The following is a 17,108-nucleotide window of genomic DNA, read 5'->3' as shown; positions in this document are numbered from 1 at the left end:
CTTACGAGGCCGCTCCGTTGTGATGCCCCCACAGGTCTCCGTCCGCCATGTGAGGGGTCGATCAATGGGTGGTCCGCACGTTCCCGAGAAGATGCGAGACATGCTCGCCCTGTACCGGACGAAGCGGCAGAGCGAACCGGTCAGCCTGGACGAGGCGTCCGGGCGGTGGCAGGTGTTCAGGTACCGGGACGGGGTCACCGTCGCCACCGACGCGAAGCGGTTCTCCAACGACCTGAGCGCCTTCATCCCCGACCACGAGGAACTCCGCACCTTCACCAAGGGCAACTTCCAGGCCATGGACGATCCCCGGCACCGGCAGATGCGCAGCCTGGTCAGCCAGGGCTTCACCCCGAAGTTCGTGCAGGGCCTGGCACCCCGGATCGAACAGGTCGCCGCCGAACTGCTCGACCGGATCGCCGACCGGGGCGGGGACCGCATCGACCTGGTCGCCGACCTGGCGCACCCGCTGCCGGTCACCGTCATCGCCGAGGTGATGGGCCTGCCGGTCGCCGACCGTCACCTGTTCCGCCGGTGGGCGGACGCGCTGCTCGTCGACAACGGGGTGGACGCCCTGTTCAGCGAGGAGGGCGTGGCCGCGATGGCGCCGTCGATCCGGGAGATGAACCAGTACCTGCTCAGCCACGTCCGGGAGTACCGCGCCTCCGACCGGGCGGGCCTGATCCGCGCGCTCGTCGAGGCGGAGACCGACGGCCGACGCCTCGACGACCAGGAGATCGTGGGCTTCCTGGCCCTGCTGCTGATCGCCGGGCACCTCACCACCAGCACGATGTTCACCAACGCGATCCTCTCCCTGGACGAGAACCCCGGGGCCGTGAAGGAGATCCGGGCCGACCGCGGCCTCATCCCGCAGCTGCTCGAAGAGGTGCTGCGGTACCGGTCGCCCCTGGTCTGGCTCGACCGGCGGGCCACGGAGGAGATCGAACTCGGCGGACAGCGGATCCCCGAGGGGTCGCTGGTCAGCGTCTCCCTCGTCTCCGTCGGCCGGGACGAGAGCGAGTTCGCCGACCCGGACACCTTCGACCTCCACCGCGCCCAGATCCGGCACCTGGCCTTCGGGATGGGCCTGCACTTCTGCCTGGGTGCGCCGCTGGCCCGGATGGAGGTCCGGATCGCCCTGAACGCGATGCTGGACCGGTACGACGACTTCCGGATCCCGACCGACGCGCCGATCGTGTTCCACGATCCGAAGGACTTCAACGGCACCCGGCAGCTCCCGCTCGACCTGACGGTCCGCTGAGGTGGGCGCGGAGCAGGACGGGCCGGTGGTCACGTCCGACCGGGAGGTGACCACGGCGGGACCGGTGACGATCCGACCGGGCGACCCGCGGTACCTGGAGCTGACCTCCGCCGCGAACGGCCGGTTCCGCTGCCGTCCCCGGCAGGTCCGGGTCGTCGGGTCCACGGCCCAGGTCGTCCAGGCCGTCCAGGACGCGGTGCGGGGCGGGATGCGGGTGGCGGCGCGCAGCGGCGGGCACTGCCTGGAGGACTTCGTCGACGCGCCGGACACCGGTCTGCTGATCGACCTGTCCGAGCTGCACGCGGTGGGTTACGACCCGGGCCGCCGGGCCTTCTTCGCCGAGCCCGGCGCGTTGCTCGGCGACGTGTACCGCACCCTGCTCAAGGGCTGGGGCGTCACCATCCCGGCCGGTCTGGAGGCCGGCGTCGGGATCGGCGGGCACGTCCCCGGCGGGGGTTACGGTCCGCTGACCCGTCGGCACGGGTCGGTGGTGGACCATCTCGAGGCCGTCGAGGTGGTGGTGGTGGACGGTTCCGGCACCGCCCGGGCCGTGGTGGCCAGTCGGGACGCCGCCGACCCGGCCCGGGACCTGTGGTGGGCGCACACCGGCGGCGGGGGTGGCACCTTCGGCATCGTCACCCGCTACTGGTTCCGTACCCCCGGGGCGGTGGGCGCGGACCCGGCGGCGCTGCTCCCCGCCCCGCCGGCCGCGGTGCTGGACAGTCTGGTCTTCTGGTCGTGGCCGGACTTCACCCCGGAGTCGTTCGGTCGGCTGCTGCGCAACCACGGCCGCTGGCACGAACGGAACAGCGGGCCGGACTCCCGGTTCACCAGCCTGTTCAGCATCCTCACCGTGCTGCGCCGGGAGTCCGGCATGATCGGGTTGACCACGCAGGTGGACGCGGGCCGGACCGACGCCCCGGAGCTGCTGGACGCCTACCTGACGGCCCTCAACGAGGGTGTCGGGGTGCCGTACACCCACGACGTCCAGACCAGGCCCTGGTTGAGCACGATGCTGCGTCCCCGGATGTCCGGCAACGTCTGGGGGCTGCGGGCGAAGTGCAAGGCGGCCTACCTGCGGCGGCGGTACACCGGGGCGCAGGCGGACGTGATCTACCGCTGGCTGACCAGCGAGGACTACCGGAACCCGACCGCCGGAGTCATCCTTGCGGCGTACGGGGGCCGGGCCGCCGCCGTGCCGCCGGACGCCACGGCCACCGCCCAACGCGACTCGGTGCTGAAGGCCTTCTACCTGAACAACTGGACCGACGCGACGCAGGACGACACGCACGTCACCTGGATCCGGGAGTTCTATCGGGAGCTGTACGCGGACACCGGCGGCGTCCCGACGCCCGGCGGCGACAGCGACGGCTCGTACATCAACTACCCCGACACCGACCTCGCGGATCCCCGCTGGAACACCTCGGGAATACCGTGGTCCACGCTGTACCACAAGGGCAACTACCCGCGGCTGCAACAGGTGAAGGCCCGCTGGGATCCGCTCGACGTCTTCCGGCACGGGCTGTCGGTGCGGCTGCCCGACTGAGCCGGCCCCGCGCCCTCCCGCAGGCCGCACCCCCGGCACCCCGTGCGGCCCTGCGACACGCGCACCGCACCACCCCACCCCGATCCGACCACCCCGCACCGACCCGAACGCCCCGTACCGATCCGAACGCCCCCGCCCGGCCGGAACGAACCGGCCGGGCGGGGGCGCGACCCCGGTTCAGGCGTCGGGTATGTCGGTGGTCATCGCCAGGGCCAGGTTGCGGTAGAAGGCCAGCACCCCCGGCTCCTTCGGGCTGAGCTGCCCGCGCTGGAGGAACCGCGAGCCGACCGCGCTCTGCACGGCCTCCAGACCACGGCGGTCCTCGGCGTTGATCACACCGGTGACCGCCTCGATCTGCGCCCTGACCGCTGCCAGGTCGGCGCCCTGCAGCGCGGCCGCCGGCATCAGGGTTCCCCCGCGTACCTGGGTCCGGTCGATCGAGACCGGCACCAGGCTGATCCAGGCGATGCTCTCCCCGAAGGTGGCGACGGCGGCGCACGGGAACAGCCGGAAGCTGTACATGACGCTCCGCTCCGCCTCGGTCAGCGGCAGGACGTTCGTCTCGAACGGGGAACCGGTGGGGCTGAGCAGCCGGGTCACCAGCGCCGAGTCGGCGTGCACCGCCATGTCGATGCCGCCGGTCATCAGGGGCCGGACGGTCTCGGGGTGGAAGCCGATCGCGTGGTAGTTCTCGTGGCCGTTCTCGACGGCGATCTTCCAGTTGCAGTCCCACTCCTCCGTCCAACTGCTGACCTGCACCATCTCGTCGAGGCGGTAGTTGGTCATCTCCCGGTCCACCACCGACAGGTCGTCGTCGAAGGCCGGTGCCCCGGCGTCGAGGTTGACGAAGACCAGGCCGTGCCACTGCGCGACGGCGAAGGTGGGCAGCCGGCAGGCCGCCGGGTCGAAGTCGGTGTTGCCGCGCATGTGGGTGGCGGCGAGCAGGGTGCCGTCGAGGTTGTAGCGCCACAGGTGGTACGAACAGGTCAGGTCCCTGGTGTTCCCGGCTCCGGGCTCGACCAACGGCATCATCCGGTGCCGGCAGACCGGCGACAGGCCGTGCAGCATTCCGTCCTGGTCCCGGGTGACCGCGACCGGTTCACCGGCGATGGTCATCGCGAGGTAGTCGCCGGGTTCGGCGAGCTGGTCGACGTGGCCGACCAGGATCCAGGAACGGTGGAAGATCCTGGCCCGCTCCCACTCGTACACCTCGGGCGAGGTGAACAACTGCGGTGGCAGGCTGAGCGCGGGCGGGTCGGGCCGCAGGTACTGCCGCAGCTCCGCCACCAGTTCGGCGGCCGTACGGTCGGGCGACGGCGTCACCCGGGCGGTCTCGGTCGGACTCACAGTGCTCCCCCTCTGCCTCAGTTGTCCGCCGGCGGGATGGCGCCGAGCGCGATCCAGGCCTCGTCGTCCATCCAGCCGGGGATGCCGGTCTCGCCGTTGACGCCCTTCTCGACGAACGCGATGTTCCGGTACACCCGCACGCCGACGACCTGGCTCTGCGTGATGGTGGGCGGCTCCCCGGTGGGCGGGTCCTGCTCGTGGTGGTGGATGTCGTCCAGCAGCCGCTTCAACAGGCCGACGGTGGTCTGCGGGCCGGCGACCGGCCCCGCCGTCCCGCCGCAGCGGGGGAGGTACGAGGTCTGCATGTCCTCGATGACGTACAGGCCGCCGGGGCGGACGTACGGGAACAGCGCGTCGAACGAGATCCGGACGTGTTCGTTCTCGTGGCTTCCGTCGTCGATGACGATGTCGAAGGGTCCGTGCTCCTCGGCGAGGGCGACCAGCGCGGCCGGATCCGACTGGTCCCCGGTGAGCGCCGTGAGGCGGCCCTGGTCGAGCGAGGACTTGTCGAACAGGTCCAGCCCGTGGATCAGCCCCCGGTGGAAGTACTTCTTCCACATCTTCAGCGACGCGCCGCCGAGTTCCCCGTCGAAGCCGCCGATGCCGATCTCCAGCAGTCGTACCGGCCGGTCGCGGTAGCGGGCGAACTCCTCCTCGTAGTGCCCGGTGTACCAGTGGAAACTGGCCCACTTGTCGGAGCCGTAGGCGACCGAGAGCTGGCCCAGGTCGTCCCGGGGCACCGTGCACCCGGAGAACAGCGTCCCGGAGGCCTGGTTGGTGGACGTCAGGATGGCCGGCAACTGCGCCAGGTCGGCCGGGCGGTCCGGCAGGAAGGCGTCGGTGAAGTCGCCGAGGCGACGTTGGCCGGACCGCCCGTACAGGCGGCGGACCAGGTCCACCGCCTGGATCCCGATCTCCCGCTGCACCGACGGCACGTCGCCGTCCAGGACGACGATCGGCTCGTCCCGCACGATCCGGAAGACGACCCGTCGTCGTTCGCCGCCGTGCGTGACGGTCATGGCGAGGTGGACGGGGACCGGGTTGACCGGGGCGTCGCAGCGGAACAGGATCTCGTCGACGAGGACGTCGACGACGGCTGCCAGGCCCGCCTCCTTGACCACGGTGGCGATCTCCGGATCGGATCCGTCCCCCCGTGCGGCGAGCAGCCCGACCAGGGCGCGGTCGACGGTCATGCCGTCTCCGGGGTGCCGTGCTCGCCCGGACGCGCCCACTTGAGCAGCTGGGCGGCGGGATCGAAGCTGGCCGGCGCGGCCAGCGGGATGATCTCGAACTTCAGGTGCGGGCTGACCGGGTTGTCGTACAACGCCGCGAGCAGCTCCTCGTGCGAGTCGACGTCGTAGATGTTGAGGCCGCCGGACGCGCCGACCCGGATCCAGCTGTGTCGGATGACCCCCTTGTCGACCAGGGCCTTCGTGTACGCGAAGCCTTCCGGCAGTCGCTCCCGGAACTCCTTCGCCTCACCGGCGGCCGGCGACTGGGTCGCCAGCACCGCAAAGAGCGCCATCTCTTTCTCCTCCTCGTGTGCTGTGGAACAGGGGGAACGTATGGTTCCGGCCGGTCGGCACGCTCGAACCCGGCTCGAACCGGGTCACCGCGACGACGGACGGGACCGTCGGTGCCGAAACGGTCAGCTCCGCGATGGCCGGGACCGGTGCCGGGCGGTCAGCTCCTCGATGGCCGGGACCGCCGCGGCCGGGCTCGGCTCGGCCTCGATCTCCGTGCGGAGCAGGTGGGACTCCTCGCGGAAGGACGGCTTGGTCAGGAGCTGGTCCAGCCCGTCCCGCAGCGCGGCGGGGGTCAGCTCGTCCGGCGGCAGGAAGATCCCGGCGCCCAGTTCGGCCAGTCGGCGGGCCCGGTAGACGTTGTCCCACATGCCGGCTACCACGAGCTGCGGCACGCCGCAGACCGCGGCGGTGGACCAGGTGCCGACGCCGCCGTGGTGCACCACCGCCGAGCACGTCGGCAGCAGCGCCTGCAGGGGTACGAAGTCCGTGGCGCGGACGTTGTCGGGCAGCCGGGTCGTCCCGGCGAGCTGCCCGGCGTCGAAGGTCGCCACGATCTCCGCGTCCAACCCGGCGACCGCCTCGAAGAGCTGGTCCAGGGAGACCATGTTCGGGTACGGCAGGTCGCGCGAGGTGATGCCCAGCGTCAGGCACACCCGGGGCCGCTCGGGCGGCGTCCGGAGCCACGACGGCACCACCGACGGCCCGTTGTACGGCACGTAGCGCAGCGGCACCGACGGCCGCCCGAGGTCCAGCCGTACGCTCGGGGGCATCTGGTCGATGTTCCACTGCCCGGTCACCACCTCCTCGTCGAAGGAGCAGCCGAACCGGTCCAGGGTCCAGGACAGCCACTCCTCCAGCGCGTCGTCCCGGCGTTCCTCGGGCAGCTCGGCGGTCCGCTCCCGGAACATCCGGCGGGTCCGCAGGAACAGGTCAGGTCCCCAGAGCAGGCGGGCGTGCGCGGCTCCGGTCGCCCGCGCGGCCACCGCCCCGGCGAAGGTGAACGGCTCCCACACGATCAGGTCCGGCCGCCAGAAGCGGGCGTAGTCGACCAGTTCGTCCACCATCGAGTCGTTGTTGGCCTGGGCGTAGAAGGTGGCGGTCAGCAGGGTGTTCGCGCCCTTCAGCTCGCGGTATCCGCCACCGCGGTCCCCGGTGACGTCGATGTCGCGGTAGAACCCGGTCAGCTCCGCCCCGAGGTCGCGGACGAGGTCGTGGTGGGTGTGGTCCGTGCCGACCGGGACGGCGACCAGGCCGGCGTCGGTGATGGTCCCGGTCAGCGCCGGGTGGCTGGCGAAGTGGACCTCGTGCCCGGCCGCCCGCAGCGCCCAGGCCAGCGGCACGGTGTTGTTGAAGTGTGCTTCGACCGCCAGTGACGTGATGAGGACACGCATGTGCAGGGGTCTCCTTCCGGAGGGGACGAGCGGCGTGGTGGCGGATCTCAGGGGGTGCGCACGGGCATCCGGGTGATCGCGTCGGTCACCGGTGCGCGCAACCGGCGTACGACGGGTCCGTCCGGACCCGGCCGGGGCCGGCGGGTCGCCAGGACCCGGAGTGCCGCGGCGGTCGACACGCGCACCAGCGGGGCGACCAGATCGAGGTACGGCGCTCCGGTCAGCGAGAGGTGCGCCGGCGCGGGGGTGCGGAACGGGTCGAAGCGCGCGAGGTCCGCGCCGTGGCGGGGATCCCGGTTGGCCGCCTCGACGTTCACCACGATCTCGCTGCCGGCGCTGATCCGCTGGCCGGCCGTCTCCAGGTCCGTCCGGGCGATGCGGCTCTCCAACCGGATCGGCGGGTCGTGCCGCAGCGTCTCCTCCACCACGCGCTCCGCGAGGTCGGGGTCGTCGGCCAGCGCCTGCCACGCGGTGGGGTGGTCGAGCAGCGCCCGGACCGCGTTGGCCGCGGTGTCGACCGCCACCTCGACCCCGACCGGGGCGCTCACCGTCGCGGCGGTGACCAGGTCGTCGTCCCCGCCGACGAGCCGTCGGTACAGGGCTGCCAGGCCGTCGAGGCCGTCGATCAGCTCCCGGGCGCGGGTGAGCCTCGGCGGGGCGAGGCGGGCGTCGAGCACCGGTCCCGCCGCGAGGCAGCACCGGTCGAAGGCCGCCCGGTCCGCCGCCGGCACCCGGTGCAGGTCGGCGACCACCGCGAGCAGCACCGGACGCAGCAGATCGGTGACGAGGTCGAACCTGTCACCGATCCGCTCCAGCCGCTGGCGGCAGACCTGCTCGACCGCGTCGCGGTCCGGACCCGGTCCGACCCGGTCCCGCCACCGGTGCCAGACCGGTCCGGGCAGTCCGAAGACGCTGATCCGTCGGCGTAGGTCGTTGCCCTGGGGGACGTCGTCCGGTGTGCCGGGCGTGATCCGGGGATCGTGCAGGATCTCCCGGCCGAGCAGGAGGTCCCCGGTGAGCCAGGCGCCGTTGCGGCTGCGCCGCAGCGGCCCCAGCTCGTGGATCCGCCGCAGGAGTACGCCACGGTCCTCGTCCTCTGCCCGCAGGAGGGTCGCGAGCGGATCGCCGCCGTGTGCGTACAGCCATTGCATTCCCCGTTCGGTCATCAACGACCGCCCGAGTTCACTTTCCGTCTGTGTCAGCACCCATCCACTGTGTGTGGACCCGCTCGAATTGTGCTCGGAATGGCCTCGATCGGCGGGTGGGGGCGTCGGGCCGTGTCAATTCGTTCGGATGCGTCCCCAGCCGGAGCTGCTGAGACTGCCCGCCAGGGGACGCACCAGGTGCAGTTCCTGGTCGAATTCGGTGTCGGAATTGAGGATCGCCTGGTAGGCGCGTTGCACCTGCGATTCGGGCTCCAGGCCCAACTCGTCGATGAGGTTACGGCGCAGCCGGTGGAAGACCTCGAGCGCCTGGGCCCGGCGGCCACCGAGGTGCAGGGCCCGCATGTATTGCGCCTGTAGCCCCTCGTGCAACGGATTCTCGGCGGTCAGTGCCGCCAATTCGGTCAGCACCTCGCGGTACATGCCGAGCCGCAGCTTGGCTCCCACCAGGTACTCCGTCACCATCAGCCGGGACTCCTCCAGCTCGCGGCGCTTGGACTCCAGTACCCGGCCGAGCGAGACGTCGACCAGGGCCGCGCCCCGCCACAGCCGCAGCGCCTCGGTCAGCCGCGTCATCCCGGTGAGATCGTCGCCGTCGGCCAGCGCCGACCAGCCGGCCAGAACCTGCTTGTCGTACTCGCGCACGTCCAGCACGCTCGTCTCGCTCCGGAACATGTAGCCCCCGACCCGGGTGACCAGCACCTCCTTGGTGATCTCCGCGGCGGGCCGGTGGGTCGCCGCGACGAAGAGCTTGCGCAGATTGAGGATGTAGGTCTGGAGGGTGGTCAAACTGCTGACCGGAGGGTCGTCCTCCCACAATTCCGAGATCAGCGAGGAAACCGGAACCACCTGATCTGCGTGGACGAGGAGCATCGCAAGTACATTGCGTGGCTTTCGCGCGCTGGGCGTCTTGTTGACTGAGTTGGAGAGAACGGATAGCGGACCCAGTACTCCCAGACTCATTGCCGCCGCTGGACCTTCAACTCCCACAGCGTCCCCCGGGTTCAAATGTTACGGAAAGGAAGAACCATGCGTTCCGACAAATGTACCATGGGTGACCGCGTGATGCGAGTGCCACTCTGCGCCGCCGCACTTTACTGCTCAGAAATTGACTCGACAGCTGTCTGATGATGGGTGCTACAAACGTTTGTCAAGCGCCCGCAGCCGACACTGCTGTGATGCGGACCACACCGCCTTTCCGGCTGTCGCGGACGGGTGTCGACGCGCATTAGCTCATCGACGCGTCCCTATGGGCCAATCGACCGGACCGAATCCACCCACCCGTCGGTCCGCCCGTCCGCGCCGCGCCGCCCCCCCCCGGGGGGTCGCCGCCCGGCTCCGCTCGGTGGGCCGCCCGGCGACCGGTTCCGAGGTGGAGCCGGGCCGGCGGGCGGCGGACCGGCGGCCGGGGGTCGGAGGTGGACCGTGGAGGTCGACCGGCCAGCGGTCGCGGCCGACCGCCGCCCGCCGGGCGTTGACCGATTTCGATCAGATCCGTTGTCCGGGCGGGGCTGCCGGCCCGGCCGCGTCAGGTGGCCTCCGCCATGGTCAGATTGACCAACCTCAGCAACTCGCGCGGAGTGCCGGCCGACAACACGACGTCATCACTCAGCACCACTCCGTAATCAATCCTGATCCGGCCGGCAGTTTCCATCATGGCGATCGAGTCGTAGCCCAGATTGTCGAACTCCACGTCCAATATGTCGCCCCGGAGGGACGACTCGTCGTCCTCGCCGGCACATTCGCGCAGAATCGTCGTGAGATCGTCCAGTTTAAATTCATTCATGTTCTGGCATCCTTCTCGCGGTGGGATCGGAATGCGTCACGACCATGGCGGCGTTGAAGCCCCCGCGGCCACGGGCCACCACCAGGGCGGCCGAGATCTGGCCCCGCCGCGGCTGCACCACCAGGTCGAGGCGGTACTCCGGGACCGGGCTGGTGACGTTGACGGTCGGCGGGATCTCCCCGTGTCGCAGCGCCAGCAGGGCGGTGGCCAGGTCGAGCGCCGCGCCACCCGCACTCAGCCGTCCGGTCATCGTCTTGGGCACGGTCACCGGCACGCCGTAGGGGCCGAACACCGACAGTAGGGCCTCGGCCTCCACCCGGTCGCGCGCTGGCACCCCCGCACCGTCGGCGAAGACCACGTCGATCCGGTCCGGCGTGAGTCCGGCGTCCGCCAGCGCCAGCTCGATCGCCCGGCGCAGCGTCGACGGCCGGCCGGACCTCGGTGACGGGTCGAACGTCGCGGCGTACCCCGCGATCCGGCCGTACCAGGACCGCACCCCACGCTCCCGGGCACTCCGCTCGGTCTCGAGCACCAGCAACGCGCCGCCGTCACCCGGCACGTGGCCCGAGGCCCGCACGTCGAAGGGCAGGAACGCCCGGTCGGGATCCGCGCACCTGCTGACGCCGCCGGAGAGCTGGGCGACCCAGCCCCAGGGGCACGGTGACCCGTCGACCGCGCCGGCGATCATCACCGGGGTGCCGCCACGCACCTGTCGACGGGCCTGCGCCACCGCGTCGAGACCACCGGCCTGCTCGGTGACCAGCACGCCGTTGGGACCGCGCAGGCCGTGCCGGATCGCGATCTGGCCGGTGTTCACCGCGTAGAACCAGGCGAAGGACTGGTAGGCGCTGACGTGCTCCGGCCCCCTGCTCCACAGCTTCTCGAGCTCCCGGTGGCCGAACTCGAAGCCGCCGGCCGAGCTGGCCGTCACCACCCCCATCCCGAACTCCGGCAGGGCGCCCGGGTCGACCGCCGCCTCCTCCACCGCCCAGTCCGCCGCCACCAGGGACAGCCGGGTCATCGGGTCGGTCTGCGGCAGCAGTCGCCCCGGCAGGTGGTCCGCCGGCACGAAGTCCCTGATCTCCCCGGCCAGCCGGCTGGAGTAGGTTGTCGGGTCGAAGGCGGTGATCCGGTCGATCGCGTTCCGCCCGGCGAGGGTGTTCTCCCAGTGCCGGCGGGCACCCAGCCCGGTCGGCGCGACCACGCCCATGCCGGTCACCACCACGGCGCTCACCGCGCCACCCGCCCCGGCTTCGCCAGCACCATCGCGCTCTGGAAGCCGCCGAAGCCACTGCCGACGGTCAGGGCGACGTCGACCCGGTGCTCCCGGGCCACCAGCGGCACGTAGTCCAGGTCGCACACCGGATCCGGCTCGTGCAGGTTCGCCGTCGGGGGCACCACGCCGTGCCCCATCGCCAGTACGCAGGCGGCGATCTCCAGCGAGCCGATGGCGCCCAGCGAGTGGCCGACCATCGACTTGATCGAGCTGACCGGGACCTCGTACGCGCGGGACCGCAGACTCATCTTGAAGGCCGCCGTCTCGTGCCGGTCGTTCTGCACCGTCCCGGACCCGTGCGCGTTGACGTAGTCGATGTCGCCGGGATCCACCATCGCCCGGTCCATTGCCACGGTGATGGCCTCCGCCATCTCCCTGCCGTCCGGCCGCAGACCGGTCATGTGGAAGGCGTTGCTCCGCGACGCGAAGCCGGCGACCTCGGCGTAGACGTGCGCCCCCCGCCGACGGGCGGCCGTGTACTCCTCCAGCACGAACATGGCGGCGCCCTCACCCAGCACGAAGCCGTTGCGGCTCCGGTCGAACGGCCGGGACGCCGTCGCCGGCTCGTCGTTGCGGGGGGTGGTCGCCCGGATCGCGTCGAAGCAGGCGACGGTGATGGGCGAGATCGGCGCGTCGGAGGCACCGGCGACCATCACGTCCGCCAGCCCGTCGGCGATCAGCTCCGCCGCCTGGCCCACCGAGTCCAGGCCGGACGTGCAGCCGGTGGAGACGGTCGCCACCGGACCTTCCGCGCCGGTCTCCCAGGCGACCTCGGCGGCGATCGAACTGGGTACGAAGTAGTCGAACAGGTGCGGCACCGCGTAGCCCTCGTCGACGTGCCAGTGCCGTCCGCCGTCGCTGACGACCCGGTACTCCTCCTCCAGGCTCATCGTGCAACCGACCGCGCTGCCGACGGTGACCCCGGTACGGGCGGGATCGACCGCACCGAGGTCCAGTCCGCTGTCCTGCACACACTGCCGGGCACTCGCCACCGCGAACTGGGTGACCCGGTCCATCCGTCGGATCTGCTGCGGGCCGAACCCCTCCAGTGCCGGGTCGAAGTCGCACTCCGCGCCGACCTGGGAGCGGAACGGACTCGGGTCGAACAGGCTGATCCGCCCGGTGGCGGTCCGCCCCTCGGAGATCAGGTCCCAGAACTGCTTGGTCCCGTTGCCGCCGGGGGCGACAACTCCGACTCCGGTAATCACGACACGACGCTTCATCTCTGTCTGACCTCGTAACGGTTGCCCGGCCGGCCGGGGTTCCCACGATCTGCCGCCCGCCGGGTTCCCCCGGTGGGGCAGGTCGGGAACGACGTCGGGATCACTGCACCGAATAGGCTTGGCGGGGCACGTACATGTTCGCCTCGTTGGTGCAGCGCGCCCGGATCTCCCGGGCGTGGGACTGGAAACCCGGATGGGTGACCGCGCGCCGCCAGGACTCGACGTCGGTCCAGAGGGCGATGTTGACGTAGCGGTTCTGCTTGTCCTCGTCGACGTTCCTGGACAACGTGTACTGGATGAACCCCGGCTGGGCGGCCATGAACTCCGAGATCTCGGCGAACACCCGCTCGAACTCCTCCGGCGGGCTGGACACGGTGAAGGTGTTGACGAAGGTCACCGCTTCCGGGACGGATACGTCGTACTTCGTGCTCGGCATCTGCTGCACCCCTCGACGATCTCGATGGAACTGGCTGGTCCTGACTGTCGGCAACGCTCCCCGATGGCTCTTGGGGGTGGCTCGACTTTCACTCGGCACCCGGGTCAGGTGAGGCTCAACCCACCGTCGACCGCGAGGACCGTGCCCGTCGCGTAGCCGGCCTCCGGGTCGGTGAGCTGCCGCACCCACCAGGCGATCTCCTCCGGCCGGCCGACCCGCCCGAGCGGGGTGGCCTTGCCGATCCGGTCGAGGAACCCCTCGTACTCCTGCGGGGTGGAACCGGACCGGACACCCATGCCGGTCGCGACGACCCCGGCGGCGATTCCGACCACGCGGACGCCCCGGGGGGCGAACTCGACCGCCCAGGTCCGGGTGAGGAAGTCGAGCGCCGCCTTGCTCGCGCCGTAGACGGACAGGTACGGCCAGGCGCGGCGGCCCAGCGAGCCGGCGCTGCTCAGGTTCACCACCGTCCCGCCCGCCTCGGCGAGGGCGGGGAGCGCCTGCTGGGTGAGGAAGATCGGAGCGAGCAGGTTCACCTCGATCTGCGCCGTGGCGCTGCGGCGGTCGATCTGCGCGGCCGGTGCCGGAACGGCGATCCCGGCGTTGTTGACCAGCACGTCGAGCCGGCCGAACGAGCCTAGCGCGGTGTCGACGATCAGCCCGGCCGCGTTCGGGTCGGTGATGTCGGCGACCAACGTGTGGATCCCGGGGTGGTCGGCGGCGGTCTCGGCGAGGGTCCGTTCCGTGCGACCCACCACCAGCACCCGGTCGCCCCGCCGGGCGAGTGCCTGCGCGGTGGCCCGGCCGATGCCCGTGCCCCCACCGGTGACGATGACACCGCGTCCGGCGGCGTGGTCCGAGGAGGTGTTCACGGCGGGAAAGCTACTCATGGCCGCTCGAACCGGAGTCGACCCGACCGTGGCCGGCACCGGCGTCTCGGCCGCTGCCGGGACCGGCGTCCCGACCGTTGCCGGCACGGGTGGCCGGGTCGTGGTCGTCACGGACGACGACGCGCTCGCGGATCTGCCACGTGTCGTTCCGACGCACCAGCACGTCCGCGCAGACGCACATCGCGTGCAGGTGGGAACCGCCCTCCGGACCCGTCCGCACCACCTGCACGTACGCCCGGACGAACAGCTCACCGTCCGGGCCGGGCCGTACCGACATCATGGTGTGGCACCGCCGGTAGCGCACCCCCTCGGCGGCCTGCGCCGCAGCCGCCCTGCGCAGGCCCGCCCGCAGGTTCTCCCGGCCCCGGACCGGCTCGGCGATCTTGGGTGGGGAGACCAGCGAGGCGTCGTCGGTGAAGGTCGACACCACCTCGTCCACCCGGCCCTCGTCCATCGCCTGGATGTGCCCGGCGTAGAACTGCAGCACCTCCGCATAGGTCTGCTCGAATGTCTGGCGCGTCGTCGTCAGGGACATGGCTCTCCGTTCCGGTAGGCGTGCGGGACGGTTCGGAACCGCCCGTCGGCACCGTCGCACGGCGGTTTCGAGCCCTACTTGAGGCCGGGGTACAGCGAAGCTCCAACGGTCCTGGCCCGACGCCCGGGAGCATCGGCGTGACCGGTCACCGCCGACAGCCCCGGAGGAAGCAGTGCGCATCATCGATCTGTCCTCGCCCGTGGACGCCCGGGCACACGAGCCCGATCCGGTGGTCCACGAGGTGCTCAGCCCGCGCGCGGGCGCGCTGCACATGAGTGCCGAGATGCGCGAGCACTTCGGCATCGACTTCGACCCCGAGGTCCTGCCGGAGGGCGAGTTCCTCTCGCTCGACCGGCTCTCGCTCACCACGCACACCGGCACCCACGTGGACGCGCCGTCGCACTACGGATCCCGGTGCGGCTACGGCACCGGGATCCCCCGGCACATCGACGAGCTACCGCTCGACTGGTTCCACGGCCCCGGTGTCGTGCTCGACGTGACCGACGTGCCGACCGGGGTGATCGGCGCGGCCCGGCTGGAGAAGGAGTTCGCCCGGATCGGCCACACGCCCGCGGCGGGCGAGATCGTGCTCCTGCACACCGGCGCCGACCAGCGGGTGGGCACCCCGGAGTACTTCACCGACTTCGCCGGACTCGACGGCCCCGCCACCCACCTGCTGCTCGACCTCGGGGTGAGGGTCATCGGCACCGACGCCTTCAGCCTGGACGCGCCGTTCGGCGACATCATTCGGCGTTACCAGCGCACGGGCGACCGGTCCGTCCTGTGGCCCGCCCACTTCGCCGGCCGGGAGCGGGAGTACTGCCAGATCGAGCGGCTGGCCAACCTCGGCGCACTGCCCGGCCCGACGGGGTTCGACGTCTCCTGCTTCCCGGTCAAGATCGCCGGTGGTGGCGCGGGCTGGGCCAGGGCCGTGGCGCTCCTGCCCGGATGAGCCCGGTCCACCCAGGTTCCACAGGTACTTGAGCCACAGCGACGACTCTCGGGCCAACAGTGGCCCCACGTCCCGACCATCCCCGGAGGTACCGCACCGTGCCCACTCTGAATCACGACACCGTCCAGCACACCGTGCCGGTCGCCGCACCCGCGTCGCTGGTGTACGACCTGATCGCCGACCTGGGTAGCTGGCCGCACTTCCACGGTCCTTCCGTGCACGCCGAACCGATCGGCGTCGACGGGCACGGCCAGCGCTTCCGGCACTGGTGGGTGATCGACGACCACACCGTCCGGACCTGGGAGGCGAACTGGCGGTTCGCGCGTGAGCAACTGCGCATCGGGTACGAGTTCGCGCCCCACCAGCCGGGTGCGGCCGGGGTGCGGGGCAGCTGGACGGTGCACCCGTCGTCGGACGGAACCGCGGAGGTCCGCTGGGAACAGAGCGTGGTGGGGGAGGGCAGCCACGACGCGGCCGGCGCGGAGCGGGAGATGCGGGACCTGCTCGACGCCGTGCGCCACGCGGCGGAGCACGACGAGGAACGCCGGGACCTGGTGGTCGACTTCGAGGATCCGCTCTTCGTGGCCGGGCCCGTCGAGGCGGCATACGAGTACCTGTACGAGGCCGACAAGTGGCCGGAGCGGATCCCGCACGTGTCGCGGCTGGTGCTGGAGGAGAAGGTCCCGAACATCCAGTTCTTCGACATGGACACCCACACCCCGGACGGCTCGCCCCACACCACCCGGTCGGTCCGGGTCTGCCTGCCCCACCACCGGATCCTCTACAAGCAGATCCACCTGCCGAAGTTGCTGGACGGCCACACCGGACACTGGAGTTTCACGCCGACCCGGGAGGGCTTCATCCTCGGTGCCCGGCACACCGCGGTGATCAAGCCGTCCGCGTTGTCGATCCTCGGTCCGGACACCACCGTGCTCGACGCCCGCAGGTACCTGCGCCGGGTGCTCAGCGCCAACAGCATGAGCAACCTGCGGTTGGCCAAGGCGTACGCCGAGGAGCGACACGATGGCTGACCCCCTCCACGCCGGGCCGACCCGCGAGGACGTCGCCGCCGGCACCGCCGTCTACGACCGGGAGTGGCTGACCCAGTACGACAGCGTGGTGCTCGACCGGATCTGCCGGCGGATCTGGCTCTGCGACAGTGCCGAGATGCTCCGGCTCTACGAGCGCAACATCGGGGCACGGCACCTCGACCTCGGGCCGGGCACCGGGTACTACCTGGACGCCTGCCGGCACCGCACGGCCCGGCCCCGGATCGCGCTGGTCGACCTCAACCCGACCGTGCTGGCCGAGGCGGCCGAACGGTTGCGGCGGTTCCGACCGGCCGTCTTCGAGCGGGACGTGTTGTCCCCCTTCACGCTCGACGGCGGGAAGGTCGACTCGGTGGGTATGAACTTCCTGCTGCACTGCCTGCCCGGCGGCATGGCACACAAGGCCAGGGTGTTCGACCACGCGCGCGTCCACGTCGTACCGGGTGGACGGATCTTCGGCAGCACCGTGCTGGGCACCGGTGTCCGACACAGCAGCGAGGCGTCACGGTTGCTGGAGTCGTTGAACGAGAGGCGGACCTTCGACAACCTGGACGACTCGCTCGACGGCCTGGAGGCGGAGCTGTCCCGTCGGTTCTCCGATTACGAACTGACGGTACGAGGATCTGTCGCATTGTTCGAGGTGAGCCTGTAGGCCCAGCTCAGCGGGCCTGCGAGCGGCGCCTGACGAGCCATGTGAAATTTTGCCGGGACGTTGGTACGGTCGCTCGAA

The 17,108-nt window shown here is 71.0% G+C and carries 17 protein-coding genes; 5 read left to right on the top strand and 12 right to left on the bottom strand.

Features of this window, described 5'->3' with window-relative positions; translation table 11 throughout:
* The first annotated feature begins 100 nt into the window (after positions 1–100).
* Together O7612_RS00250 and O7612_RS00245 are read left to right on the top strand one after the other, a co-directional pair.
* The gene (locus O7612_RS00250; RefSeq protein WP_282269353.1) at positions 101–1,258 is read left to right on the top strand and encodes a cytochrome P450; all 1,158 of its coding nucleotides are present in this window, start codon (positions 101–103) and stop codon (positions 1,256–1,258) included.
* A gap of 1 nt (position 1,259) precedes the next feature.
* Positions 1,260–2,804, top strand: a complete 1,545-nt coding sequence (locus tag O7612_RS00245) for an FAD-binding protein (RefSeq protein ID WP_282269351.1) — start codon at positions 1,260–1,262, stop codon at positions 2,802–2,804.
* Between the two features lie 177 nt (positions 2,805–2,981).
* Here O7612_RS00245 and O7612_RS00240 read toward each other — a convergent pair whose 3' ends face one another.
* The 12 genes from O7612_RS00240 to O7612_RS00185 form a co-directional block, all read right to left on the bottom strand.
* Entirely contained in the window at positions 2,982–4,151 is a 1,170-nt protein-coding gene (locus tag O7612_RS00240; protein ID WP_282269349.1) for an aromatic ring-hydroxylating dioxygenase subunit alpha, read from the bottom strand.
* Positions 4,152–4,168: 17 nt separating this feature from the next.
* Entirely contained in the window at positions 4,169–5,344 is a 1,176-nt protein-coding gene (locus O7612_RS00235) for a class I SAM-dependent methyltransferase (protein WP_282269347.1), read from the bottom strand.
* A complete protein-coding gene (locus tag O7612_RS00230) occupies positions 5,341–5,676 on the bottom strand; it encodes a muconolactone Delta-isomerase family protein (protein WP_282269345.1) in 336 nt (111 codons plus the stop codon). Before O7612_RS00230 ends, O7612_RS00235 begins: the two co-directional genes overlap by 4 nt.
* 123 nt (positions 5,677–5,799) lie before the next feature.
* A complete protein-coding gene (locus tag O7612_RS00225; protein WP_282269343.1) occupies positions 5,800–7,068 on the bottom strand; it encodes an activator-dependent family glycosyltransferase in 1,269 nt (422 codons plus the stop codon).
* Between the two features lie 47 nt (positions 7,069–7,115).
* Complete coding sequence (locus tag O7612_RS00220) at positions 7,116–8,273, bottom strand: P450-derived glycosyltransferase activator (protein WP_282269341.1); 1,158 nt, start codon at positions 8,271–8,273, stop codon at positions 7,116–7,118.
* A 75-nt stretch (positions 8,274–8,348) separates the two neighbouring features.
* On the bottom strand, positions 8,349–9,194 hold the full coding sequence (locus tag O7612_RS00215; protein ID WP_282269339.1) for an AfsR/SARP family transcriptional regulator: 846 nt from the start codon (positions 9,192–9,194) through the stop codon (positions 8,349–8,351).
* A gap of 565 nt (positions 9,195–9,759) precedes the next feature.
* The gene (locus tag O7612_RS00210) at positions 9,760–10,017 is read right to left on the bottom strand and encodes an acyl carrier protein (RefSeq protein WP_282269337.1); all 258 of its coding nucleotides are present in this window, start codon (positions 10,015–10,017) and stop codon (positions 9,760–9,762) included.
* On the bottom strand, positions 10,010–11,251 hold the full coding sequence (locus tag O7612_RS00205; RefSeq protein ID WP_282269335.1) for a ketosynthase chain-length factor: 1,242 nt from the start codon (positions 11,249–11,251) through the stop codon (positions 10,010–10,012). Before O7612_RS00205 ends, O7612_RS00210 begins: the two co-directional genes overlap by 8 nt.
* Entirely contained in the window at positions 11,248–12,516 is a 1,269-nt protein-coding gene (locus O7612_RS00200; protein ID WP_282269334.1) for a beta-ketoacyl-[acyl-carrier-protein] synthase family protein, read from the bottom strand. The genes O7612_RS00205 and O7612_RS00200 overlap by 4 nt, the downstream gene beginning before the upstream one ends.
* 100 nt (positions 12,517–12,616) lie before the next feature.
* On the bottom strand, positions 12,617–12,952 hold the full coding sequence (locus O7612_RS00195) for an antibiotic biosynthesis monooxygenase family protein (protein ID WP_282269332.1): 336 nt from the start codon (positions 12,950–12,952) through the stop codon (positions 12,617–12,619).
* Positions 12,953–13,056: 104 nt separating this feature from the next.
* Positions 13,057–13,824, bottom strand: a complete 768-nt coding sequence (locus O7612_RS00190) for an SDR family oxidoreductase (protein ID WP_282269330.1) — start codon at positions 13,822–13,824, stop codon at positions 13,057–13,059.
* Between the two features lie 10 nt (positions 13,825–13,834).
* A complete protein-coding gene (locus O7612_RS00185) occupies positions 13,835–14,377 on the bottom strand; it encodes a nuclear transport factor 2 family protein (protein WP_282269328.1) in 543 nt (180 codons plus the stop codon).
* 172 nt (positions 14,378–14,549) lie between these two features.
* Here O7612_RS00185 and O7612_RS00180 point away from each other — a divergent pair, with 172 nt between their 5' ends.
* The 3 genes from O7612_RS00180 to O7612_RS00170 all read left to right on the top strand — a co-directional run bounded on the left by O7612_RS00180 (position 14,550) and on the right by O7612_RS00170 (position 17,030).
* On the top strand, positions 14,550–15,329 hold the full coding sequence (locus tag O7612_RS00180) for a cyclase family protein (RefSeq protein WP_282269326.1): 780 nt from the start codon (positions 14,550–14,552) through the stop codon (positions 15,327–15,329).
* Positions 15,330–15,427: 98 nt separating this feature from the next.
* Positions 15,428–16,360, top strand: coding sequence for an SRPBCC family protein (locus O7612_RS00175; protein ID WP_282269324.1), 933 nt, complete (start codon positions 15,428–15,430; stop codon positions 16,358–16,360).
* Entirely contained in the window at positions 16,353–17,030 is a 678-nt protein-coding gene (locus O7612_RS00170) for a class I SAM-dependent methyltransferase (RefSeq protein ID WP_282269322.1), read from the top strand. The genes O7612_RS00175 and O7612_RS00170 overlap by 8 nt, the downstream gene beginning before the upstream one ends.
* Positions 17,031–17,108: the final 78 nt, after the last annotated feature.

The sequence above is a fragment of the Micromonospora sp. WMMD987 genome (assembly GCF_029581435.1).
Taxonomy (GTDB): domain Bacteria; phylum Actinomycetota; class Actinomycetes; order Mycobacteriales; family Micromonosporaceae; genus Micromonospora; species Micromonospora rifamycinica.
Note: the sequence above shows the minus strand (reverse complement) of the source record. Positions and strands in the feature narration are given on the sequence as shown.

Excerpts from the sequence above, each read along its gene's own strand:
- O7612_RS00200 (WP_282269334.1), bottom strand. The coding sequence starts at position 12,516 with ATGAAGCGTCGTGTCGTGATTACCGGAGTCGGAGTTGTCGCCCCCGGC.
- O7612_RS00170 (WP_282269322.1), top strand. The coding sequence starts at position 16,353 with ATGGCTGACCCCCTCCACGCCGGGCCGACCCGCGAGGACGTCGCCGCC.
- O7612_RS00230 (WP_282269345.1), bottom strand. The coding sequence starts at position 5,676 with ATGGCGCTCTTTGCGGTGCTGGCGACCCAGTCGCCGGCCGCCGGTGAG.
- O7612_RS00210 (WP_282269337.1), bottom strand. The coding sequence starts at position 10,017 with ATGAATGAATTTAAACTGGACGATCTCACGACGATTCTGCGCGAATGT.
- O7612_RS00250 (WP_282269353.1), top strand. The coding sequence starts at position 101 with ATGCTCGCCCTGTACCGGACGAAGCGGCAGAGCGAACCGGTCAGCCTG.
- O7612_RS00225 (WP_282269343.1), bottom strand. The coding sequence starts at position 7,068 with ATGCGTGTCCTCATCACGTCACTGGCGGTCGAAGCACACTTCAACAAC.
- O7612_RS00195 (WP_282269332.1), bottom strand. The coding sequence starts at position 12,952 with ATGCCGAGCACGAAGTACGACGTATCCGTCCCGGAAGCGGTGACCTTC.
- O7612_RS00235 (WP_282269347.1), bottom strand. The coding sequence starts at position 5,344 with ATGACCGTCGACCGCGCCCTGGTCGGGCTGCTCGCCGCACGGGGGGAC.
- O7612_RS00185 (WP_282269328.1), bottom strand. The coding sequence starts at position 14,377 with ATGTCCCTGACGACGACGCGCCAGACATTCGAGCAGACCTATGCGGAG.
- O7612_RS00215 (WP_282269339.1), bottom strand. The coding sequence starts at position 9,194 with ATGAGTCTGGGAGTACTGGGTCCGCTATCCGTTCTCTCCAACTCAGTC.